The organism is Corallincola spongiicola (assembly GCF_004284785.1).
GTDB classification, from domain to species: Bacteria; Pseudomonadota; Gammaproteobacteria; order Enterobacterales; family Neiellaceae; genus Corallincola; species Corallincola holothuriorum.
This window is the reverse complement of record NZ_SHLY01000007.1, coordinates 108,329-132,024: the sequence shown is the minus strand read 5'-3', so window position 1 is coordinate 132,024 and position 23,696 is coordinate 108,329. Positions and strand designations below refer to the sequence as shown.

Here is a 23,696-nt window from a genome sequence, read left to right as displayed (position 1 = left end):
ACTTAACTACACCTAATTAGTGTGCGTCAGATCTTCTTTGTTCCACTTACCATGAGAAGAAAATCACATTTATTAAAGCTTGCTCAAAAATAAACCTAGAAATGGTTTATTTTCACCCACGTTAACGCTAACACCCGCCAGCGAAACTGACTTTCAACGATGATAAGCAAATCAGCTTATATCGCCTTAAAGCAACGCGGAGCCAACGCGTTGAAGAAGCACCCTACTAACCATTTTCTATTACATAATTAAAATAAGGATCTCTTATGAGGTACCGTACAATAGCTGTAGCGGCCGGTCTGTCCCTACTCACGCTGCCCGCACAAGCGGATTGGTTTTTTCGAGGAACCGCCAACAACTGGGGCACCACGCAACTCGAGCAAGTCACTGATAACAAATATCAACTATGTACTACGTTTGGATCTGGCGATGCCACAGGTGGGCCGCGTTTTAAGATCGACCGATACGGTAACTGGAACGAGAACTACCCCGACAGCGATGTTACCGTCGATCCAAATCAGAGTTACCTCATCACGTTCTTGGTAGATAGCACCAGCATCACGGCAGATCCTGTCGGCAATTGTGACGGCGATGACGATGATGGCCAATTCGCCCATAACTTCGCCAGTTTGCATTTCCGCGGCACGCCAAATAACTGGGCTGCCACCCCGATGACATTGACGGCGAATAATACCTGGCAAACAACGGTCAGCTTCGACGGTCAGACCGAGCAAAGATTCAAGCTTGATGTTACCGGAAACTGGTCTCAGAACTATGGCGGCAGTAATGGCCAGCTCACTTTTGGTGGTGGCGATATCTTTACTGATGTGATTGGCAATTACGTCGTCGAGGTTAACGACGAGACATTGCGTTATACAATCACTCTCGTCGATGACGGCAGCAATCAGAAACCCATTGCCGTTATCAATCCGAATACAGCACAAACGGTCACTCTGGGTGATTCCCTTACTTTCGACGCTGACAACTCTAGCGATAGTGATGGCTCCATCGTTACCTATGACTGGAGCACGGGCGACAGCAGCACCAGTATTACCGTGGTATTTGACACCCTCGGCCAACAAACCATCAGCCTGACAGTGACGGACGATCAAGGTGCCGATAGCACCGCTAGTGTCACCATTTCGGTCGAAGAAGATGGTCAGGGCGATGATCGCTGGTACTTCCGAGGTACGCCAAATGGTTGGGCGACAACCTTGATGACCACCACGGATAGTGTGAACTACTGTACAACGCAAACATTTGGATCTGACGATCCACGCTTTAAGATCGATCATCATGGTGACTGGATCGAAAACTATCCGGCGCAAGACTATACCGTCGTAGGTAACACCACCTATGACATCTGCTTCAATGCTAACAGCAAAGATATTGACGTTACGGAGTTTGATGACGGTGTCGATAGAAAAGCGCCAGTCGTCACTGCCTCACCAAACCCTGGCACCTACCTGGAAGCACAAACAATTATCTTAAGCGTGACCGACGACCAGGATCCCGCCGCTAAGATCTACTGCACCACCGATGGGTCAACACCCACTACAGCTTCAACTCCTTGTAACGACAAAACCTACCAAGCAACAGACATCCAAGACACGGGTGCGGATTTGGTGCTGAAAGTTCTCGCAGTTGATGCCACCGGCAATGACGCTATCTCAACCTTCTCATACACCATTGGCGACAACGGCAATGACGGTGATTTCCGTTCTGAGAACGTCTATTTCATCATGACTGACCGTTTTGCCGACGGCGATACCAGCAATAACAATATTTGGGGTGATGAGTACCTGCCAAACGGCGCGGCGGATAAGTACAAGATCAGCGACACCAGTAAAACGGGTCCTCTGTCCTACTATCACGGTGGTGACTTTAAAGGGATCATGGATAACCTTGATTACATTCAGGGCATGGGATTCACCGCCATTTGGATCACTCCGGTAGTGAAACAACCTGAAGGGCGTCGCTTTAACGCTGACGGTCAGTATGAAGCATCTGCTTTCCATGGCTATTGGGGCGCTGACTTCGACCAAATCGATCCGCACCTGCACTCCTCTGGCAAAGACAATGACGGCTGGAGCGACTTTGACGCACTGGTTGAAGCGTTGCATGCCCGTGGCATGAAACTGATGCTGGATATCGTGGTCAATCATGGTCAACCCGGCGACTCCGTAGTCGGCTCAAAGAGTAAGTGGGCGGACAAAGCGCTGGAAATTAAGATGGATGGCCAGATTTGGAAGTTTGGTGATCAAGACCCTTATTACGAAGGCACAACAAGCAGCAACGGTTTCTTCAGCTACAGTAATGGCACCTGGCTGTTAGACCTGCTCGACTTCAACGAAAACGGCGAAGATGGTAAAAATGCCAAAGCCCACCTGATCAACGTCTACAAGCGCTTTATCGACCACGGTGTAGACGCGTTCCGCATCGATACAGTGTCTTACATGAGTGCCGATTTCTGGGAAGAGTTTACGTTAGCGATGGACGAGCACGCGCGTAGTAAAGGCAACGACAACTTCTATATGTGCGGTGAAGCATGGACCGGTGATCGTACGGCAGCTGTTGACCTGATCTATAACGGTGAAGGTAAGAAATTCCACATGCTCGACCTGCATGGTTCTTCGATGGACTTCCCAGGGTGGATGGGCAAAGCCTTTAAAGGTGAAACGGGCTTTGACGATGGCAACGGTTACGCTCGTATTGCTGGGGCAGATGGCGATGCATCAGGGATCTACGATCCGACCTATCTAGCTACGTTTGTCGACAACCACGATGTCACCCGTGCCAACGGTATCCTGTCGCAAACTCAGTACATGAATAACCTTAACTTTGTTTACCTATTCCGCGGCTTGCCGGTCGTGTTCTACGGTACAGAGGTACTCTATTCAAGCTGGCCACATTACATCACCACCACAGAAAAAGATGATGTAGTCGCGCGTTGGATGTTGGGCTCAGAAGGGATCAGCTACGCCAAAAATAATCGCCCGGCACTGTATAAGCATCTGCAGATGCTTAACAGTCTACGAAGCTCGTCTACCGCGCTGCAGAAAGGGACTCAGATCGACCTGCTTATCGAAGGCGATCACGCCGCATTTAAACGTGATTTGGGCGGCGTAGCAGCCTACGTAGCCCTGACCAAAGGCGCAGCGTTTAGCTACACTTTCAACAACCTCACTGACGGCAGTTATCGCTTGCTCACGCCCGATAGCGCGAATGGCACATATAACGAGACCAACGTGACCGTCAGCGGCGGCAGCTTCAGCGTCGACGTGGCAGCAAACTCATTTGCGGTACTTGAGATACAGTAAAACGCACAGATAAACCGATACACAACCCCAAAAGCAGCAGGCCTGGCCTGCTGCTTTTTTCATTTTCAATGCCCCTTCTATGCCTCGTCCGCCCAAGATTTATTAACAAAAGAATACAAACGTAAAGCTAGGTAAATTTGATTGAAAACAAGCCATCACTTGGCGTAAAAAAGTTATCGAACCTATGCTCTAAATTCAGTTTTTGACTTCGTGATAGTCGCATCAAAAAACAGAGGCTCCCCTTATGAGTAAGAAGCTAACAACGGCAGCAGGCTGTCCTGTTGCCCATAATCAAAATGTAGAAACGGCCGGTAAGAGAGGCCCACAGCTGCTGCAAGATGTTTGGTTTCTAGAAAAACTCGCTCATTTCGATCGCGAAGTGATCCCAGAGCGTCGAATGCATGCCAAAGGCTCAGGCGCTTATGGCACATTCACCGTGACTCATGATATTACTCAGTACACCAAGGCGAAGATATTCTCAGAAGTAGGTAAGAAAACTGAGCTGTTTACACGCTTTACCACGGTAGCCGGCGAACGGGGTGCAGCCGACGCTGAGCGTGATATCCGTGGTTTCGCAGTGAAGTTCTACACTGAAGAGGGAAACTGGGATCTGGTGGGGAACAACACCCCGGTATTCTTTTTACGTGATCCCCTGAAGTTCCCGGATTTGAATCACGCGGTGAAACGCGATCCAAGAACCAACATGCGTAGCGCGAAAAACAACTGGGATTTCTGGACATCCCTGCCCGAGGCTCTCCACCAAATCACCATCGTCATGAGTGATCGCGGCATTCCAGCAACCTATCGTCATATGCATGGTTTTGGTAGCCATACTTTTAGCTTTATCAACAGCAACAACGAACGCTTTTGGGTCAAATTTCATCTCAAATCACAACAGGGCATTAAAAACTTATCCGATGCCGAAGCCGAGGCATTAATAGGGAAAGACAGAGAAAGCCATCAGCGCGATCTACTCGACAGCATCGACAACAAAGACTTCCCCAAATGGACGATGAAAGTACAGATCATGCCGGAGGCAGACGCCGCAAAAGTACCCTATAACCCGTTTGATCTGACCAAGATCTGGCCTCATAAAGACTACCCATTGATGGAAGTGGGCGTATTGGAACTGAACCGCAACCCTGAGAATTTCTTCGCAGAAGTCGAGCAATCCGCCTTTAACCCCGCAAGTGTGGTGCCGGGGATCAGTTTCTCGCCAGATAAAATGCTGCAAGGCCGTCTGTTTTCCTACGGCGATGCACAGCGATACCGCTTAGGCGTGAACCATCACAGCATCCCGGTGAATGCACCTCGCTGCCCGGTTCATAGTTACCATCGCGATGGTGCTATGCGTGTTGATGGCAATCACGGCGGCACCTTGGGGTATGAGCCCAACGATCAGGGGGAGTGGGCAGAACAGCCTGATTTCTCAGAGCCACCGTTAAGCTTGGACGGCGCAGCAGCGCATTGGGATCATCGGGAAGATGAAGACTACTTTAGCCAGCCTGGCGACCTCTTCCGTCTGATGACGCCAGAGAAGCAGGCGATCTTATTCGATAACACGGCAAGAAATCTGGATGGCGTACCTAAAGAGATCCAACTACGTCATCTCAAACACTGCTACAAAGCCGATCCCGCTTACGGTGAGGGCATTGGTAAGTTGCTAGGAATTGATGTCAGCGAATTCAGCTAATATCGACAAACGCAGCGGTGATGACAATAACAAGTCATGACAATAGAAAGTGGTGACAATAGAAAGTGGTGACAAACAACTTGTCGCCACTATAGTCATCGGTGCTGCAATCACCGCGGCTTCATATAAAAACTTCTGTTGATGTTCAACTTCTAATGCGCCGCGTCGTTGCTCTCATACAACGCTAACAAGCCGATCTCAGGTGATTTAGTTCCGCCTAAAAACTAGAAAATGACAGAGCATTTATGCTGCGGTAGCCATAGACACTCTGTCTCTCTTTTCTCAATCTAAAGACAACAGCTCAAGACAAACTTAACGGCTGTAATTACGGCCAAAGTTGTTGTCCCAATACTCATCACCATTCACGCGATAGCGGATTGCGAATTCAACATGCTGATTAGCGACTTCACTCTTTAGTGAATAACTCCATTCCTCAGACGAGCCATCATTGTTTGAATCAATGTACCTGGCTTCAGCCGTTTCCACGGTTTGCCAACCATCGGTGGTGTAAACAACATCCACCTGCTTCTCGAAACCTAAGTTTTGCAGGTAGAGCGTGCCGGTCATGTAGTAAAAACCATCTCGAGAGCGATACCAATCATTCATCTTCTGGTTCTTAATCATGAAATCAGAATGCAGGATAAAGTTATTCTCAACTCGCCCACCTTCAACCTTGGTCAGAAGGTAGTCAGAGTGGTTGTTGTTATCCCAGAAGGTTTCCCCATTCACTTCGTACTTGATGGCAAACTGGTACTCAGACAAAGAATAGGGGCTCATCTCAGAAAAGCGCCATAACTCCAAGCCATTGTCTAATGACTCTGCGTAATCAGCTTCATACTCCTGCCACTCTTCCCCATTGATGCTAGCAACGACAGTGACTTTTTTGTCATAGGCCAGATTCTCAACCAGGATGTCGCCTTTAAAGAAATTGGCAAATGAGAAATCAATAGTAGATGTGGCTTGTAGCAGCTTTACTTCTTGTGCATTAACCCCATGACTAAATAAAACAGCAGCGCCCAATAGCAATGATAAAACAGCTTTCATTAATTACTTCCTTATACAATCTAAACTAATAATATAATTGATACAAAGTATCATGTGACGATATAAATCCCGACCACTTGATACAGCGTAACACCTTACATGTGACAAAATTATTTATTCAAACGAATAAATAATTTTCTTCAACCGATCACAAAACAAAAACAAAGGCACTTTAAATCAATGAGCTAGATCAACACCGCTTAATATCAACTTAAACTTAACGTGGATAAAAATAACACAAACAAGAGATGACTAACACATTAAACCCTAATATGGTTAGCGTTACCAAAATTCAAAATAAACAACCTAGATACGTCATCTCAGATATGTATATAGCCATTAGAGGAAATCTGAATATTAATTAGCAGAGATTAATAAGTAGAATATTGGTAGGCATCGGGGATGGTCACTGAGCGCGCAAGCCATTGCTCGAAAAGCAGATTAGCTCTGTGATTAGCAAAGCCAAAGATCTGTTTGATAGCTATACCAAACAGACCGACTGGAGAAAGGTAGCTTTACCCTCTAGCTGCCACGAGAGTCAATTCCTGCATTGCAACTAAGACGATTTTTATGGGCCAACAGACCTATTAAGCAAGCTGACTTTCTGCCTCCTCAGTAACAGGATCACGATATAGATGAGGAAACTGCACCGCACGGTTTTGAAATGACAAAATGGCGTCGTTCTTAATCACTCCATCATCAATATTGATCGCCCGTCTAATGGTTTCATCTTGCTGCCAAGCATCACGGCCAGCCAATACCGTGGGCAAATAGACAATAAGCGCAGCAGAGATAGAGCGTGTGGCGCTTTCCCATAGATAGCTCGGCGTATGATCCACTGCGTAATAGTCGACACTGCCATACTGGATTATCGGCGTCTCGAATGTGGTCGGTTTAGCAAAAAAGAACCCCATCCCTTCATCACAGCTGACATCAATAATCAGACTTTTCGGCTTAAGCTTGGCCCCCTCAGCTTGCGTCACAAAATCAATGGGATGTTCGGTATTCTGAAAAGTACCATTTACAATAATGTCAGCTTCACTGATCAACTCAGTCAATGGCCGCATAGATCCATCATGCTCTACCAGCATCATCCGTGCTTCGCCTGCATTACCACTTCGAATTCTGGCATAGTTACAATCCAGCACCTCTTCACGAACCTCATGATCCGGACGCTGAATACAGATAGTGATATCTCTGAAGCCATGCGCTTTCAATGCGTAGATCGCGCCACGACTCACAGCACCAAAGCCGAAAATAATGATCTTACGTTGATTACCATAGTGACCATCGATCCCTTTCAGTTGCAATGCATGGATAACCCCGCAATAACCGGCCATCTCATTATTTTTATAGAAAGTATGGCGACCAGCCTGCCCGTCAGGAGACCAAACATACATATCTTCAAAGGCAATCAAAGTCTGCTTACGGTCAATCGCCGCCTGGGTGATCTCCTGCTGCTGCACACAATGCACATAGCCCCAAAGCGTGCCGCCCTCACGTAGCTCTTGCAGATCTGCCAGCACTGGCTTGTTAATAATAACCGAGCCAATTTCTGCCAGAATTTCATGGCGTGTGGCTATGCCAGCGGTCAGCGCTGCGATCTCCGAGTCTGCGATGCCAAATGGCGCACCATAGCCCTCTTCAAATATCAGTTGGCGCCGAAGTGCTTCAGGGATCCGGGTAAGGTGCTCAGGGTGGATAGGAAACCGGCGTTCATCTTGCTTTTTCGAAGTCCCAATGACTCCCACTAATGACGTGTTCATGTCGTCGTTACCTTGTAATTAAAATAATTCAATGAGTGACTGCATGGACACATTGTCAGTGTCGCCAATAGGCCTACGTACGTACACGCTGTGCTGTCGCAACCGTTACAACATCAAAAAACACAACGCTGTAAAAATGACGGGATAAAAACCTAACAATGCCTGGTTAAGGAGCGCCAGTCGCAAGTTGCAGCATCATGACGGCAGCCGAAGGGCAACGCATCAGGCAACTTGCTTTAAGCAATTATTAAGGGAGCAGGTGAAGAATGGAGAGTTCAGAGTACCATGAATACAGTAAACCACGTAGACAAGCTGTTACTCCCTCACAGGATCAAACATACAGCGCTCATTCCATATCGCGAAATAAACTATGGTTCAGACAAGAAGCGGGCTTTTCATAAACTCAGAGGGCATGCCGAAAATCGATCAAACACATGGGCTACCGCCATTTATGAATTTTCTAAAAATCGCGTTATGGCAAGTCAGATCAACAAGTTAAATCAAGCGCGACGCACACGCACTACCTTCATAAACTCCATCTCAAAACCTGCCACGGACTTGGTCTCGGGGTAGTAACTAAGATTAACCCGCGCGCCCTTTAGAGACTGATATTGCTTCTGCCGCTTAAATACAAATGGCACCTCGTAACCTTCGATCATCAATGTGTGGCGGATCCAGTCCCCCTCCTCCCGCTGTACATGGGAGTTCACCTGGCAATCATCGGTATGGATAAGCTCAGGCCGCTTTTTTAGTAGTTTTTCAGGGGTGGTTTTCATGACATAAGTACCGAAGAAAACAGCGTGCTGGTAACGTCAACTATATCAGCATCCCAGTTAAAACCAATCTCTGCGCAACTACAGTCACTTAGGGTTTCAAGCGCCGCAAGACTTGTGGGTGTCGGACATTGTCTGGTGTTCATATAGGGCTGGCTCAACAAGCAGTGACTCAGAGCACGGTGCTCTGAGTCACTCAGCCAGCTTATTGAAGTGTCTCAGGAAGCGATGGATCTTTCGCGGTCGCAACACCGACACTGCTATGCCTGAAGATAAAACGGTCTACGTTGAACTTCGTCGAGCGGCCGCTCATCACAAACCTATACTCCGTATCCGCTTTCAGTTTATACACCGGGTTATAAAACTCCCCATGTTTAGGGTTGAGCTGCGTAGCCCAGCCCCATCCAGTGGCGCTGCCACCAAAAATTTTAGTGTCGTTTTTCAATAGTGCTAATGCGGCATTTTTTTCATGACTCGTACTGGCTTCAAAATCCCCTTCCAAACGGAAAAATGCATCATTGTTTTTGTCAGCAGCTTCGCCGTCTAATCGCTTATGCGCGCGGATATACAGTTGATAATCACCTGGCTGCGAGACTTTAAAGCGATAGGATATTGCTGACTGCGGGGCGGAATATGAATTTGGACCGGTGAATTCAACATGACCGGAACCGGTATACCCGGCTACCGCTTGCTTCACAATCCATTCACCCAACGCATCGGTGGTATGTTCGGCCTCAATAATCACCAGGCCATCCACATCAACGTAAAGGTCTTCGTCAGGGTCAACAGGTGGCACAACAGGAGGGATGACTAAATCATCATCTCGTCGCACCAAAACAACCCAATCAGAAGAAGGCTCCTGAGGCGGCTCACCCAAATCAACAAAGCCACCGCCAACAACACCCGTCACAGATCCCTGTTGCAGTTCTCCCCCGTTACGAGGGTCGAACCAGACAACTTCATATGTACCAGATACACCATTCAGATCTAATTCCGTACTGCCACCCTGCTTCAAATAAACCACATAAGTGTCGTTCGCTTTATAGAAGCCATAGTCATTTTCAGCACTACTGATACTGTTGTCGTTAACCATATCCCAGAAAGGGACGTTATTGTTTTTAAAGAACTCAAGGCTATAGCGGGTGACATCCCACCAAGCGTCTCGACTCCGAAAATCTTCCAACGTTAAATCTGAGTGAGCATAATCGTAGCCAAAGTACCATTCGTTGCCGGCTCCCCCCGCCATCAACGTACCCCAAACACCATTTTTACGCCCATCGATCTGACTATCACCAGCGTTATCATCTGGCCGTAACGCAAACTTCGCATCACCGGGTTCATCGACCGAAATTATCCAGGCTTTCCCGGTATCTTCTGAGCGCCGAATCCACTCCAGTACCTGACTATGAACATCGCTGAAGTCTGCTTGGCCCATTTGCATTGAAGCACCATGCAAATCAGATTGATCACCTAATAGCGGCCCATAAACCTGATCTTTTTGGCCAGGGTATGTGTGCAGAACAACGGGATGCTGATAAGGATCATTCGCGGCAAAGTAGCTCGCCATATCCTGTACTTGCTGAGTCGATTGCGTGTTCTCCTCACCTAAATTCCAATTCAACGCCAGGTGGTAGCCAAAACGGGCGATCAATTCACGGTAGTAAAGCTTGCGCTGGGCACCTAATTCGCCGTTATCAAGCAGATGATCATTTTCAGTTTCTTGAGTTTTGAAATGCAGGAAGATGCCGTTGTTCTGCATGTGGGAAAAAACAACGTCCCACTGAGCTAAACGAGAAACATCAAAACGATAACGCTCATCATAATCTGTGTAGGGGAAGACGTTTTGGTCGTCACCCTCAATATTCATAGTCAGAAAAGAGATAACGTTCTGACCTTCGCTGACGAGATAATTAACCGCGCCGATTAAGCCCTTTCCTTTATCATCCTGCCAAGTCGGATCACCGTTATTCCAGTCTGCAACATGGGGTTGCCAGGTTTTTATCTTATCGTCTTTATGATTGTCCGACTTAAAGTCACCGTCGAAGTCAGCATAAGCCAGCAAATTTTCAGGGGAATCAGAACCCTGTTTCAGAAAGTACTCTCCGCTTTCCGCAAAACGTAGATAACGTTCACCGACGTACTGTAAGCGGCCTTTACCGCGGAAATCCCTGCCAGTTTTGTCGCTATCAGCGACAACAAATACCCCTGAGACACCGTCGATGTCACCACCGGACTGCCCGGCTAATGCATTCGCATTTAGAGCAACATTCTCACCAGTACGAAATGAGACTTCGTATTTCCATTCTCCCACCTTGTCAGGAGAGAAATGAACCCGCCATTGGTTACCTTCGTCCGCAGCGCTGTTAGCCGCATCACCGTCTGCGGCAAAAAAGCCCGGCACCACATAACGGCTATCACCGTTAGAGAAAGTGACATCCATACGATAGTCCGTGAACGGGTTAATCGTGTCTGTTTCAGCCACTTCAGGCCCATTAAAGGAGATGGTAACCTTGTGCCATTGACGTAACTCACCCGTGATCACCTCATCACCGCCCGCAGCGGGAAGCTCAACACAGCCGTCACTATCTACAACGCTACCTTCCGGTGTATTCGGGCATTGATCCACCGCATCAGCAACACCGTCACTGTCTTGGTCTGCACCTTCAGTACAAATATCCAAACTAAACCAACGGGCGCGGGCGCTATCGGCGACATCACCATTCATCACCAAGCCATTGGCATGATTAGTAAACTCTAGTTGGATAAAGTCGTTCGTTTGTAATGAGAAAAATGCACTATTCAGCACATGAGTTTCGAGGCTGTACTCTGGCGTATCAGTGCCGTGTATGCGGGTATTAGTAGCCTGACCAACCGAGGCGCCATTAACTTTTAGCACATAGCTCGGCTCACCATCCGCTTCTTGTATGGTATGCAGCTTAAATATCACATCACTATCGATACCAGTGTATGTCTGTTGTGCAGCAGCAGTCGCTCCCGATTCAGCTATTTGTAATAGCTCCAATCCGGCTTTGGTGTCTTTAGTCGCATTAGCAAAACCAGTGATATCGGCATATCGTGCAAAATCAACGGCCTTTATCTCAGTACACACCTCGGCAATGACCTCATTGTCATCATCACCAACGGTATCGTCGTCATCGCCAACGGTATCGTCGTCATCGCCAACCGTATCGTCGTCATCGCCAACCGTATCGTCGTCATCGCCAACCGTATCGTCGTCATCGCCAACCGTATCGTCGTCATCGCCAACTGTATCGTCGTCATCACCAACGGTATCGTCGTCATCGCCAACGGTATCTTCGTCATCACCAACCGTATCGTCTGGAACGATCTCACACCCTTCACTATCAACTGTCATACCGGCCGGGGTATTTAGGCAAGAATCGACATTATCAATAATACCGTCTTGGTCTGCATCGGCTTGCATAACGGGATCATCACCGCCGCCTCCTCCGCAACCAGCACAAGCCATAGCAAGACATAGAATCGACAACTTGAACGTATGAATAACCAACTTCTGAGACCTCTAGAGAATAAAAGAGAAAGAAGACAGTTAAGGCTCAAGACGCATAACTACCGGCCTCTAGCTCAACTCACCCTCGGACAAAACGAACAAAAAAGTAACAAAAAATCAACAAGTTGACAACGCTCTAGAGAGAACCGGATAAGTATTCCATGAGTACGGTCAAAGAAAGCTGACCAGAAACGAACGTGCTGCGACTTCTGAGACATGACGACAGAGTAAGATCATAAAAAAATCAATGAATTCAACTAACAGTAGAAGGTAGCATTATCGTCAAAGTAGAATCTTGCAGTGAGTAAGCTCCTGATGCTGATTCTAATTGCCAAACAAAAACTTTTTGGCCCCATCGCGGCACAAAAATTGGCTTAATGAGGTGAGATTGTGCGAAGAAAAAGTTACCTGATAGCGGCTCTTTTCAGCCTGCTAATAACAACGGCATGTGCTGAAGATGGCAGTCAGCAAGACGCAGAGTTTGGCCCACTAAAATGCCTTGGCACCGAACCTTTCTGGTCATTGGAGTTAAAGGACAAGACGATCGTCTTAGAAGACATGGATAGCGTCCAAGGCCAGTTTAAATTAACCAAAGCTATCACCAGTAGCAATCACACCAACCGTTGGTTTTTAACTGCAAGCGGTGCCGATAGCGCATCGGTATCCGTGGTTCTCAGCAAAACCAATCAGTGTTCAAATGACATGTCCGATTTCAGCTATGAATATGAAGTCATGTTGCTCACCCCAGAGCAACAGCTACTAAGCGGTTGCTGTAACCGTATAGAATCAGCTAAATAAACGTCCAGTGGTATCCGCCTGCTCCCAAGGGCCAAGTTGAGCTTTGGGATAAAGCGTATCAGATGGGTAACGACGAGCATCAACTGCTGCCTGACTCCTTCAATCTGAGCCCAACTGCAGGGAACAACAAATAGGTCAACCTAGCGTATGAGTAGGGGGAGATGACAGTGATTAAGATAAGCCGAAGTTCAATCATTCTGACGGTGGTGATGCTTGCTTACATCGCCTGGTCTCAGGTGGCTCTGTATCTAAAAGAGGAGGCACTTGCCATCGAAAAAGCAAGAGTGCTAAGCATTGCCGATCACTTGGAGTTCTGGAAACACACCTTCTTGCAACAACATGCCGCCATAGACGTTGAGGCGTTAAAGGGCGGTGTTCGGAATGTTCAATTGACCTTGATTGAACAAGAAGCCCCGATACAAGACAAGCAAGATAAAGTGTACGTGATGTATTACAACGCCCCTACAGACGAACAGCTGACCGCTTTACAACGCTATCAATCTGAGCTCGTACTAAGCCGCTATTTTTACCTTGTCGTGAATGAGAATGGCCAAGTGACAGAAACCTTTTGGGACAAACCGTAGCCCGTTAATGAGTGCACACTCTTAGCGACGCCTATAGCGTTAGGTCGCACCAAGGAAATTGGTCACAGCTATTCAAGCGGACGGCCTGTAGGCAGAAGTTAGCGCTAGAAAAATGGATTTAGGAAGTTAAGTCGATGAAAAAATATTTTGCTTATACACTGATGGGCGTCTTAATTTGTGTTTTGAATTTCATCATATACAACTATTCATTCAATACTCAGGCGACTCCATTTCTAACCGAAGAACAACGCGTTGAAAGCGGATTAATGATGCTCCAAACGACCGTACCTGCCTACATCGTTTCGTCAGTGATCATTACTCTGTTATTTAGTCTGTTGGCTAAGAAACTAAATGACTAGAATAACCATCCAGCGCGCAACTTATTGAAAAAAATAGGTCATTGGATTGCATACGTGAAATCAATAGCTCTGATCTTTTTAAACAGCAACACAAAAGGAAAAAGTAATTTAGAAATTAGCCAGTTAAGTAGACTGTTATGTTGATTACATAATCGGCAATCAAGGTTGTCAGTGCATACTGAGAAAGCTATAGTCCCTTGCGTCACGGAGGACCAGATAATGAACAAAGCCAACAACTTCCCCAGCTGTCTTTTTTTTACATTAATCGTTATATGCTGCTCGTTACTAAGCGGTTGCAGCGAACCGACGCCCCCAGCGGGCACAGCCTACCATAAAGATGGATTTTCAATGGTGCTCCCACAAGATTGGGACGTATCACAGGATGACTACCTACAAGCAACACAGCGCCTTATCACGCTTTCAACATCGATAGCATCTAGAGCTCGCATCGAGATCTTCGATAACAGCGCAACCAGACCAAACTTAGAACTATACCTGCAACAATACATGGCTGATGCCATTCCCATGGCACAGCGCGATTCAGTCAAACTCACTCACGGTGAAGTCGATCGCCAGCAGGGCCGAGGCTACTTTGTCGAAGTTAATCTCAATGACGAGCTAGACACAGCCTACTATGTCGAAGTGATTGAGATGCAATATGTGGGTCATCAATCGTACGTCACGCTTCATACCCCCCTTGAAAGCAAAGAAAGGATTCTTGCTCAATTTAATCAGCTGATAGATAGCATTAACAACAAATAGTAAAAGGAATTACTCATGGCTCATGATGGAAACTTAGTTAGCGAACTGGGTGTTAAGAAGTACGTTCAAGCGTACAAAGCTCTCCCCTTCTCCAATGTCCAACATATGGAAAACGACGCCTTCTACCAACGAAAGTGGGAAGCATGCGACTTTGGGTGCCACACCCCCTCATACCGGCGTGTCACAGCCGATACGTCATACGATGTGTTCATAGGTAGTCTAAACGACCAATCTACGCTACTTGCGGGTGTCGTTGACGGCGTTCACGCACAGGCAATTAAAAAGCCGACACGTATCGCCCAAGGCGCAACGAGAACCGCAGAAGGATTAGGGTTAGCAGGCGAAGAGCGATTCAAACAGGTCGGGGGAGAAAACCTTGTCGTATTGGATGCGTTTACGGCGGTGATACGCAAATCGATGGACCTGGATATTGCTGCCATTCTTAGTCCCGTGGCACAGTGTGTAACAACGGTTGTCAGCACCTATGTCTCTTTGTTGCCACATGAATACATTCATGCGGTCGCTAAAGCGGGTGCCATTAAAGTACCCACAGATTACGACAAGGGCTTTCTGAAAGTGGCTGGCGAACTAGGCATTATTCCGACCCCCTCGTTACCCGACTTGGCAGACGCCCAAAGCCTGTTGCAAGGTACCAGCGGTCGAATCATTGGTAAACAGATAGGCGTGAGAACCACGCAAGCACTCACCTCCATCATCATCTACAACATCTCTCTTCAAATACTTAAGTCGCCAGATTTAAGCAGAAAAGTTAAAAAAGAATTCAGAGCCCTAAGAAAAGCAGCCAAAGGCAACTTGGCAACGGTTTTAGCTGGTCTACTACAAGCGAATGGTATGTTAGCTGACTGCGCATCATACAGCCGTCGACTAAAACAAGACTGCCCCCGACTTTGGCAACTGATGCGATACGACCTAAAAGGTGTGGATATGCTGCTGTTCTTGGTGTCAGGTTACCTGTCTGAGTACCTGGACAGAATCAAACTGCTCGAAACAGATCCCGTCATGTTCGCAAGCACGATGCATGCATTGATTCGTTCAGGAAAAACAAAAGAGGTCTTTTTCCCGAAGCGAATTTAGTCAGGTAACAAATGTAAAAAGGCGCATGGGTTACCTAACATGAGCCTTTTCTGTTGGAGGCAAGCCTCAGCCCCCCTCACCCTCTCAACAAGTGTTCCTCAAGTCCAGTAGAGGTAGTGTTAAAAGCATTAAATCTGAATCAGTTAACCATCGCGTCGGGGGGGGCCCGCGAGCCTGCTTAAACTGGAGCAAATCAAAGGTGCCAGTCTTTCCGCAAGAGATCGCTGAGATGGCCAGCACCAGTCTTGAAAAGGTACGAATGGCCGGATTTAACAGAGCAGGGAAAAATTAGCATTGATGATCTCAGCCAGACAATCCAGCAACGCTGAAGACATGCCTCCGCTGGCTTATGAGAAACTTAGAAATTACAACTAACGAGTGGTCTACGAAAGGCTGGTCGATTCACTCTGTTGCCAACAACCACATGCTTCCACTTGTCGTTTAATGAGGACACCACAATGTTTTTAAGAACTATTATTTCCGTGCTGCTACTCGCTGGCAGTGTTGCATGTGAGGCGACGACTAGCGCGGTAAAGGACACGGCAGCTATATGCCAACAATATAATTCTGGGGATGCTATCGCTGTAGTGGGAAATGCAAAGCCTGACGATAGCGAGTGGTACGCTGACTGGTCAGCCTATCTAAATGACTTTGCCATGGCTAACGCGGATAAGATTACAGTCTATCATTCCAGTAATCATCCCGAATTCAATGTGTCTGACTACACGGTATTTTTTGCAAAAAAGGGGCACCCTAGCTTTATCATTTCGGAAGCGGTTGAACCTCAGTACTATGAGTATGTCGCTATGACCTATAGCGGTGAAGTTATCCCTGCGTCCATTTCGGCTTTTAAAGCCGAAACACCAAAGACAGACGAGATAGCTGTATATTGCGGTCAGTAGTTTTACATGACTTCATGCTTGTTTCATTACGCTTTTTTAAGGAGCTTTCACTAACTCTCGCAGCTCAACAGAAAGCAAAACACACTCACTTTTTCACCTGACGAAATGAAAAGCGACTTGTAGGACATCATCCATCCCATCGAGCGAGTGACTGGTGTCCCACCGGATTGAGCTCAACAAGAGCGAGAAACTGATGTTTTCTCTCGTGCTGCAGCAGGAATGTCATTATAACATCAAGCTACCGCCGGGCTATTTCGTTGTGTTAACGCTTTGCTCAATAAGGAAGTTTACGATGCTTAAACGTCTTTTTAGGCGATGGAAAATCAGACAGCTTACGAGATTGCTTAAAGATCTAAGGGCTCAGTACGGCAAGAAAAGATACTACTCAAAGCGTGAAGTTGAGCGCGCCCTTAAACGGAAGAGGTTAATTAGATCAACCAGTCATATGTCAGCAAACAACTGTTACGCTTACGCTATGTACTGCTCCCCCCAAGTAAGCGCTAGAGCCTGCAGCACTGCGGGGGTAGACACCAGCTACGCATCAATGAGGCGTGATATTTCTGAAGTGGTTTTTGGTCGCCAGCGTGAGTTTGATATGAGTTCACTGGAACAGGCAATTCACGCTAACAACAACTCAGGGAATGAAAGCGATAGCGATCATCATGGCTCGGACGACAGCAATTAGTAAATGCGAGAATGGATAGCAGCGGCAGAATCATTTAGGGACAAATTCTGATGAAGAAAACCAAACTAAACATAGACTGGAAAAAAGGCGCTCCCCAGCAAAAAGGCGTCTACCTAGTTGCAATGTATTACAGCACAGGCTTCGGAAGCTGTGACTTTGCATTTTGGAATGGTGAAGCGTGGGACGTACAGCAAAAAGTCGTAGGCTGGACAAGTGTAGGGGTTATAACGGATACGTTTACAACCAATTGGCCTGAGTGGGACGACAATATGGCTGAAATTGAAGATTCCCTGCGGAAGAACCCTCCGAAGCCTTCTGCCACGACGATTTCGTTGAATTCAATTAACTAAATTGCAGTTTTTCAAACGTCCACTTTTCTGAAAGTGGACGTTACAACATGCACCGCTCGACTGCTTGACAGCTATACCCTCACGACAACAGCCTTGTAGCCAGCGGTCTCATAGTAAACAAGCGCACCTGAAAGCCCTCTAACACAATACAACAGCACAATACCTGAATCGGTTGACCATCACGTCGGGAGGGTGTCCCGCGAGCGGCCATCACTCAACAACCGCGCCTCTAACACCTGCTGCTATCCATCTCGCAGATGACCTTCTTAACGTTCTCGTCATATCGCTGCATTGCTAACGCCTTATCTGGAATTAGCTCTGAAACATCATCTATAAAGAGATTGGCTTCAGAAGATCCGTTGTCCTTAGCCATGTTCAGCCAGTAGTATGATAGCTCTACATTGTGAGGCAACTTGCACTCATCAGAAGTAAAGCAGAACCCCAAGTAAAGCTGCGCAGTGCCAAGACCAGATTCCGCTGCCTGAGTAAGTAACTCGAAGCCTTCCAGATCATCTTTCTTGCTATCGTTTCTGACATACAGAATGCCCAATAACTCAGCAGAATGTTGATCGCCAAGCGCAATTGAGCGTTGTAAATAAGGGATGGCATCTCCAACCGAGCCTTTATGAAGCAATAAATCTGCATAGCGGTATTGCGCTATGGGGTTGTCGCTATCAGCAAGCTTTTTAAGTTTGGCCACTTCGCTTTCATAAGCACCGGGATCTTGAGACTCCAGATCCAGGCTCTGCACCTCAAAAGAGAAGTCTCGACTCGGAGTACTGGAATCCGAACACCCTGCTCCGAACAGCAAAAAAACGATTGAGGTGAATACAATGCATTTATTCATTCTTACCACTCACACTTTAGATATAAGATCGCATATCCATATTTGCCATGGTCTACCGATTCTCCAGGATCAACCTTAACCTGTAATTCAGGCTCAGTTGATAATGCAGGCTTGCAAATATTTGATACTTTATTCTGAATGTACTTAATCGAGTTAAACTCAATTGAGGAAACCATAGACAAGCTCTTATCCACAGTGATTGAGAAAAGGTTAGGTGCTCGGCCATAATCTCTCTTCACTTTCAAGTACTTAACATTAATACTTAGAACACAACCAGCTGAATCTTGATACTTGCCTTTTGCTTTACGCGCAATTTTTTCCGCTTCTTTTTTTATTATTTCAAAAAGCACGACAGCCCTGGCGTATTGCACCACGACGCCAACAGCCATAGCCAAACCAGCACTAGTGGTAGTTCTCTTGTTCAACGAATCTGAAGGAAGAATAGGCGCAAGCGCTCTTGTCGCAGAGCTAGGAATACTGCTCTGCCCCTTCCAATGAAGACGGTCAGCCGCTCTCGTGTTCCTGACGTTAAGGCTACGGTCCAGCTCTGACAGAAGATTCTGCTTTCTTTTCACGCCATTCAAATCATTAGGTAACTTCTCCAATGGTCCGGCTAGCGATGCAGGTTTAACAGGGGTGTCAGAAAGATCGGAAAACTTAGGCTCTTTTTCTATTTGCTTACAGGCCTTATACATAGAGTCGACTGGATACATATGGTCTATGTAATCAGAAGCAAAACTATATGGGCCTTTATGGGTTAGGACAGTGAATCTCATTAGTAACATCCTTGTTGGTTTAAAATCATAGAAGATAGAAGCAGTCCGTTTGCTTCTTACGCATGCCAGAAGCCAGCGTAAAACAGAGAAGAAATCATAGCGTCCTCACAACTTGTAAGTCAATCTTGCAACCCTTACCCCGTAAAAATTAAGGCCAACCTAAATTAGGCCTTCCCCCCCCCATCGACAACAGGCGAACCTTAGCATTCAATAAAATAATTGAGATAAGGCCAACAGTTATGATCCAGATCTATTGTGCCAGATGACTCGAATTCGTATCGTTGAATGATTGCAGTAACAAGGATCTGTTGATGTTAATCGAGGGACTGTTAATCACTTCTATCATAGGTTCTATTCAGGACTTAATTGTCGACCTATATACGCAGCTGCAGACTCAGTTCGGAAAAAGGTAGTCAGATATGCCAGAAATGACGGCTGCTATGCTTGATGCTGCAAAGACGTTCTGGTGGTTAATACCGCTATTTCTGTTTGCCGCAGTAGTTAAATCACCATGGTTTAAAGGCATATTGGGTGAAGCACTGGTTAAAGTGGCAGCCAAGCTTCGGCTACCCAAAGAGACCTACATCCCTCTTCATAACGTCACCCTGCCAACCGAAGATGGCACCACCCAGATCGACCATATCTTTGTATCGCGGTTTGGGATCTTTGTGGTTGAAACCAAGAATATGCGAGGGTGGATTTTTGGTAGTGAAAAACAGGCAACCTGGACGCAGAAGATCTACCGCCAAAGCTTTAAATTCCAGAACCCACTGCGCCAGAACTATAAACACGTAAAGACGATTGAAGCCGCGCTCAACATCCCAGCAGATACCATACATTCCGTAGTTGCCTTTGTCGGTGATTGCACCTTAAAGACGGATATGCCCGCCAACGTCACCCAAAACGCAGGTTTTATCCGCTACATAAAATCGTTCACCCAGCCGGTGTTTACTGAGGCAGAAGTTCAGAGCTTAGTAGATCAGATACAGGCAGGACGGTTAACCCCGTCATTTAGAACCAACCGCCAACATGTCGCAAATTTGAAAAGCCGTGAAAGCAATAAGCCAGAGAAACAGTGCCCGCGCTGCGGTGCTGCCATGGTGCTTAGAAAAGCTAAAAGAGGAGCAAATGCAGGGAATGAGTTTTGGGGATGCGGTGACTACCCTAAGTGCCGAGCGGTACTTGATATACCCTAGTATGTACTCGAACAGACTTGCAGGACTAATGACGTAGATGTGAGGGATTTAAAAACACCTCTCCCCCTCAAAACTAGAGGAGCAGATAGCCAGCACGGTGCAGAATAAACAGCACAAACACTGAGTCAGAGTTAGCCACCATATCGGGTGGATATCATGCGGGCAATCTTACGGCTAATTGATCTTAATCAGTCATATAAAAAAGGTAATTCTAGAATCCGTGAGGATTCATATGTATTTTCCTAATCTATAACTATTGATGGCAGATAAAACGAATATTAAGGCTTAGAGAAATATACAATCAAAAAAGAAAAAGCTTATGTTCCTGTGAAAGAGATAACACCTTGCAATCATCAACATACACGTCATCAGGTAGCTTATCTCTCAACACCGGAACAATAAACTGGCAGTTGATCTCTGAAACGATATTAGTAAGCAAATTCGATATCTGATTGTCATGAACATTTTCAATTTGATCATGTAAGATGAAATGTAGGCATTTGATACCAATACTGTCGGCGAACTGAATATATGCCAAGTCAAAAGATGCTATTTGGCCTTTTTTCTTTCCGGTACCAAGGTTACCACTCAAACTTGATACATTTAATTCATACCCCTTAGAGTTAACATCAGCACTCAAAACGAACCGCTCGCTGTAAAGTCGAGATGAAATCTTTGAAAAGAAAGTATTAAATTCTGTAATCCTGTTCTTTAACTCCCCTTCTCTTCCCGAAATTTCCTCATTAATCCTATCAAGTTCTGACCTCATCTCATTTAATCTTTGATTTGACTCTTCCCACAACTTTCTTGCCTCTTCTAAACCGCCTTTTTGCTCATAGAATTGATTTAATTCACTAATCAAATCGGGAAGGCTCTTCGATGATTCTTTTCTTATTAACAGATCGGATATATGAGCTTCACGATCAAGCAGAGATCTAATTTCATCTTTAAGATGAGAAATTTCAGTTTCCAAGCCCGGTAGTTCTTGAGTGATATACTCTAATTTTTCAGAAACCATCTCATTATGAAAATTTAAAGTTTCCTCAAAGGTTTTTTGGATGTTTGGGATAAGAGATTTAGCTTCCTTATAAAGAGTTTCAATTCTAGATGTATCAATATGAGCTATCTCGTCTTCCAGCTCATACTTACTTTCTATAATTAACTCTTTACGCAGTTCTAATCGCGTAAGCTCGTTCGTTGTTTTGTTTATTTTAGATTTTATATTCCTTAATCTTTCCAACTCCATTTCATAGTTTTCGCTTACTTCGAACGCAGATTTCTCTTTCTCAAGCTCAACAATCTGACGATTAACGATAAGGAGAAGCTGTTCAATTTGTGAAAGGGTATTGGTTTGCGAAAGTTTTTTCTGTAAAGACAACTCCACACTAATATCGGAACTAAGTTTTTGCTTTCTATCTGCATGGTCAAAATCTAGCTCAATTCCAAACCAGTACAGATAAAGTGATTCATATACATCTTGCGTTGTAGATGAATGCAGAACTTTAACTGTATTCTGCAGACGATTCTTTTCATCCCTTATATTTTTCGAGATGATTTGCCTGAACGTAGGTTTATTTTTATCTGAGCCGAAAATACGTTTTTTAAGTTCAGTAGTAAAAGCACCATTACTTAGCGACTGCCCGTCTATCCTTTGGACCTTTTGTTTTCGGCTCAAGAAGTTTTTTTGTATGACAATGTTACTTGAACTTTTGTCCTCTAAATCTTCTGCAAGAGTTAATGTTATTAGAACATCATTGTTCTTAAGGAAGTTCTCTACTGCCGTATTTCCTTTGCTCTTAAACTCAGAGTCTTTATATATATTTTCACCTTTACCACCGAGGCAAAAATCTATAAGCCTAAGAACTGTAGTTTTTCCGACATTATTGCCAGATTTTTTTTCATCGCTGGTAGGTGTTTCATCAACAATAAGGTTTAATCCTTTGCGAAATCTAATGTTTCTTATCTCTTCACTACCTTTCTCTATTTTCAGTGATTTCAAAAACATTTAGATATATTCCCTTCGCTAGCATTAACTGCACCAACAATATATAACCAATCTATTGCCAGAGTAAACAACCCTATCGATATACCCTCTTTTTCTTTCACACTATTATATACTGTCAAAAAGTCGTTATTTCCTTCTCCATCTTCCAGAACAGAGAGGATAATAGCGCCTAAATAGTATATTTTCCTTGTGGGAGAAACATCTTTATTTAAAATCATTTCTTTGATGGCTCTTCCAATATCTTACATCTCATAAATCCGTCAACCATAACGACAGAAACAGCAAAAAAGATATCTTCCCTATCAATATCCAATCTATTTCCGATCATAACCATTAGATGTTCTTGTACTTCATCAAATATCTCATCAGCATTATTTCTTACAACAGAAATAGGATCTTTACTATCTAAGACATAGCTTCCTTTAACTTTAACATAAATATTTCTGACATTTCTCAGCAATCTATTTTTTCTAATGGAACCGTTATCTTCTAGCTCTTTATATAGAGAGTTTAATTTTCCAAAGAACACTCTGTATTCATTGATTATTGAGCAATGCCTTTTAACACAGTTATGCTCTATTTTATCTGGTATTTTAAACTTATCATTATTGCTATTGCTTTCTTCAACTTCGTTATCTGATTCGAAATCTGTATCCGATATCGCTCGTATTACATGCCTTAGAGCAGATGAATTTTTCTCAGCGCTTACTAGGTTCTTTTTCTCATGTTCATATTTCCACTCTTTGAGGAGACTGACAGGGAAATCATCTTCGTTATCTTTATTATCGATAATAATATGACATTCGTCACACAATAGAATCAGGTTATCGTATGCTCGCCTATCATCGTCAGACATTAGATCGTTGAACCGAGGACCTTCTTCGCTAGCAGCTTCAATGTGACAGATTTTGCTAATGATTGATTTCTCATCTCGAGCAACCAACTGATTAGAGCAATCAGGCGCAGCACACTCATTACCAGACAGAATGTCAAGTCGTCTAACAGTACTAGGTTTGTAACTCCTTGCTTTACTTCCTTTTCCCAAAACAATTCCATTTTTATCTAAAGCGTAAGTAGCTCAGCATTTTACAATACTTAAGTAGCCGCTCACAAACTGAATAAAACACTGTATTCATACACAGTATGCGTAAGAATTAGCAGAAAGCAAGCGGAGGCTAAGCCAATAAAAACCAACAAGCTGTTATATCC

General features: G+C 45.2%; 19 protein-coding genes. 10 read left to right on the top strand and 9 right to left on the bottom strand.

Going from position 1 to position 23,696, the window contains the following annotated elements; translation table 11 throughout:
* The first annotated feature begins 266 nt into the window (after positions 1-266).
* Both EXY25_RS16405 and katE2 read left to right on the top strand, forming a co-directional pair.
* On the top strand, positions 267-3,320 hold the full coding sequence (locus EXY25_RS16405; RefSeq protein ID WP_130567706.1) for an alpha-amylase family glycosyl hydrolase: 3,054 nt from the start codon (positions 267-269) through the stop codon (positions 3,318-3,320).
* 244 nt (positions 3,321-3,564) lie between these two features.
* Positions 3,565-5,013: a catalase KatE2 gene (katE2, locus tag EXY25_RS16400; protein ID WP_130567705.1), complete on the top strand. Its 1,449-nt coding sequence runs from the start codon at positions 3,565-3,567 to the stop codon at positions 5,011-5,013.
* Positions 5,014-5,325: 312 nt separating this feature from the next.
* Here katE2 and EXY25_RS16395 read toward each other — a convergent pair whose 3' ends face one another.
* The 4 genes from EXY25_RS16395 to EXY25_RS16380 all read right to left on the bottom strand — a co-directional run bounded on the left by EXY25_RS16395 (position 5,326) and on the right by EXY25_RS16380 (position 12,041).
* Positions 5,326-6,057, bottom strand: a complete 732-nt coding sequence (locus tag EXY25_RS16395) for a carbohydrate-binding protein (RefSeq protein WP_130567704.1) — start codon at positions 6,055-6,057, stop codon at positions 5,326-5,328.
* A gap of 587 nt (positions 6,058-6,644) precedes the next feature.
* Positions 6,645-7,823, bottom strand: coding sequence for a N(5)-(carboxyethyl)ornithine synthase (locus tag EXY25_RS16390; RefSeq protein WP_130567703.1), 1,179 nt, complete (start codon positions 7,821-7,823; stop codon positions 6,645-6,647).
* 500 nt (positions 7,824-8,323) lie between these two features.
* Positions 8,324-8,599: a hypothetical protein gene (locus tag EXY25_RS16385; protein ID WP_114339149.1), complete on the bottom strand. Its 276-nt coding sequence runs from the start codon at positions 8,597-8,599 to the stop codon at positions 8,324-8,326.
* A gap of 202 nt (positions 8,600-8,801) precedes the next feature.
* Entirely contained in the window at positions 8,802-12,041 is a 3,240-nt protein-coding gene (locus EXY25_RS16380) for a DUF5060 domain-containing protein (RefSeq protein WP_207232186.1), read from the bottom strand.
* A gap of 477 nt (positions 12,042-12,518) precedes the next feature.
* On the opposite strand from EXY25_RS16380, the gene EXY25_RS16375 reads away from it, so the two are divergent.
* The 7 genes from EXY25_RS16375 (at position 12,519) to EXY25_RS16350 (ending at position 17,663) form a co-directional block, all read left to right on the top strand.
* Entirely contained in the window at positions 12,519-12,926 is a 408-nt protein-coding gene (locus EXY25_RS16375) for a hypothetical protein (RefSeq protein ID WP_130567702.1), read from the top strand.
* Between the two features lie 167 nt (positions 12,927-13,093).
* A complete protein-coding gene (locus EXY25_RS16370; protein ID WP_165419390.1) occupies positions 13,094-13,510 on the top strand; it encodes a hypothetical protein in 417 nt (138 codons plus the stop codon).
* Between the two features lie 707 nt (positions 13,511-14,217).
* Complete coding sequence (locus EXY25_RS16365; protein ID WP_130567700.1) at positions 14,218-14,631, top strand: hypothetical protein; 414 nt, start codon at positions 14,218-14,220, stop codon at positions 14,629-14,631.
* 15 nt (positions 14,632-14,646) lie between these two features.
* Entirely contained in the window at positions 14,647-15,726 is a 1,080-nt protein-coding gene (locus tag EXY25_RS16360) for a hypothetical protein (RefSeq protein WP_130567699.1), read from the top strand.
* 458 nt (positions 15,727-16,184) lie between these two features.
* The gene (locus EXY25_RS16355; RefSeq protein ID WP_130567698.1) at positions 16,185-16,628 is read left to right on the top strand and encodes a hypothetical protein; all 444 of its coding nucleotides are present in this window, start codon (positions 16,185-16,187) and stop codon (positions 16,626-16,628) included.
* 193 nt (positions 16,629-16,821) lie between these two features.
* Positions 16,822-17,313, top strand: coding sequence for a DUF6559 family protein (locus EXY25_RS18985; RefSeq protein ID WP_342771995.1), 492 nt, complete (start codon positions 16,822-16,824; stop codon positions 17,311-17,313).
* A gap of 50 nt (positions 17,314-17,363) precedes the next feature.
* Positions 17,364-17,663, top strand: coding sequence for a hypothetical protein (locus EXY25_RS16350; RefSeq protein WP_130567697.1), 300 nt, complete (start codon positions 17,364-17,366; stop codon positions 17,661-17,663).
* A 229-nt stretch (positions 17,664-17,892) separates the two neighbouring features.
* On the opposite strand, the gene EXY25_RS16345 is transcribed toward EXY25_RS16350, so the two are convergent.
* Together EXY25_RS16345 and EXY25_RS16340 are read right to left on the bottom strand one after the other, a co-directional pair.
* Positions 17,893-18,510 carry a tetratricopeptide repeat protein gene (locus tag EXY25_RS16345; protein WP_130567696.1) on the bottom strand — a complete coding sequence of 206 codons (618 nt, stop codon included), beginning with the start codon at positions 18,508-18,510 and terminating at the stop codon, positions 17,893-17,895.
* Positions 18,511-18,512: 2 nt separating this feature from the next.
* On the bottom strand, positions 18,513-19,286 hold the full coding sequence (locus EXY25_RS16340) for a hypothetical protein (RefSeq protein ID WP_130567695.1): 774 nt from the start codon (positions 19,284-19,286) through the stop codon (positions 18,513-18,515).
* A 419-nt stretch (positions 19,287-19,705) separates the two neighbouring features.
* On the opposite strand from EXY25_RS16340, the gene EXY25_RS16335 reads away from it, so the two are divergent.
* Complete coding sequence (locus EXY25_RS16335) at positions 19,706-20,482, top strand: nuclease-related domain-containing protein (protein WP_246019581.1); 777 nt, start codon at positions 19,706-19,708, stop codon at positions 20,480-20,482.
* Positions 20,483-20,783: 301 nt separating this feature from the next.
* Here EXY25_RS16335 and EXY25_RS16330 read toward each other — a convergent pair whose 3' ends face one another.
* From EXY25_RS16330 to EXY25_RS16320, 3 genes are read right to left on the bottom strand one after another with little or no spacing between them, the layout of a single operon-like run.
* Complete coding sequence (locus tag EXY25_RS16330) at positions 20,784-22,487, bottom strand: DUF2326 domain-containing protein (RefSeq protein ID WP_130567694.1); 1,704 nt, start codon at positions 22,485-22,487, stop codon at positions 20,784-20,786.
* Positions 22,478-22,705, bottom strand: a complete 228-nt coding sequence (locus EXY25_RS16325) for an ABC-three component system middle component 6 (RefSeq protein WP_130567693.1) — start codon at positions 22,703-22,705, stop codon at positions 22,478-22,480. Before EXY25_RS16325 ends, EXY25_RS16330 begins: the two co-directional genes overlap by 10 nt.
* Positions 22,702-23,532 (bottom strand): ABC-three component system protein, encoded by an 831-nt coding sequence (locus tag EXY25_RS16320; RefSeq protein ID WP_130567692.1) that lies wholly within the window; start codon positions 23,530-23,532, stop codon positions 22,702-22,704. The genes EXY25_RS16325 and EXY25_RS16320 overlap by 4 nt, the downstream gene beginning before the upstream one ends.
* Positions 23,533-23,696 lie beyond the last annotated feature (164 nt).